The sequence below is a fragment of the Cyanobium sp. NIVA-CYA 375 genome, from assembly GCF_056108345.1.
In genome coordinates, this window is sequence record NZ_JBSYHW010000279.1 from 1 (window position 1) to 859 (window position 859).

The following is an 859-nucleotide window of genomic DNA, read 5'->3' on the forward strand; positions in this document are numbered from 1 at the left end:
CCACGCCAGCCTCAACGCCAACGAGGCGGTGGGGGTGAGCGAGGCGCCCCGGGGCACGTTGTTTCACCACTACCGAGGCATTCAAGAGAACTAAAGATGGTAAAATCAACTAACAAAGGTGAATTCCCTAATTCTGTAAGCTGGCTAGACATCGACTTTATTAAAGAACAGGTTGGCACTGGGGCTCCGATCTCTATACGCAGTGATCTGTGTGTTGAGCATCTTTCTCATCAAGACAAAATTAACTTAGCAAGAGAACTGATTGAAGCAGCAGATGACTCTTTCTCGCTCAAATTAAATCGATGGTTTGCTCCTGATGAGTACCTTGCCGCCAGGCCAGATGTACTCGAAGCAAGAATGAATCCGGCCCTTCACTTCTTCGCAACAGGATATATCGAGATTGGAGTCAAGAATTACGACGATCCAGATAAACGGTTGCTCGATAGTCTAAGTACTTCATCAGTCAGCCAGAGCTATTTTGATCCGGAAGCGATTAAAGGTCAATGGCAAAGAGATTTAGATCAAAGCCTTATTCGTTCTGCTTTGGAAGTTTCAGCCCTAATTAAAATAGCTTGCGCTGGTTCAGGCGCTTTGTTTATTAGTATATCGCATGATGATCCATTCTCCAACAGTGGTGGAATCCAAAAAGTTATTCGTGAAGAGCTCGATCTATGCAAAGTAAATAATATTACACATCTGAATATTACGCCTGCGCAGCCCCTCCCATTCCCTGCCAGTGTCACCAAGAAATCATTGGATAATGTTGTCAGTATTTTCATCAATGGGAAGATTGAGTGCTACATGTATGAAGTTGCGCTTAGTCAATTAAATGATCAAGTACGGGACATTCCGACCATTC

Annotated in this window: 1 protein-coding gene; it reads left to right on the forward strand. The window is 44.1% G+C overall.

Annotation, left to right across the window (positions count from 1 at the left end; genetic code table 11):
- Nucleotides 1-96: 96 nt before the first annotated feature.
- Nucleotides 97-859, forward strand: a 763-nt coding sequence (locus AC01FP_RS18070) for a hypothetical protein (protein ID WP_474482188.1), incomplete at its 3' end; no start/stop codon positions are given.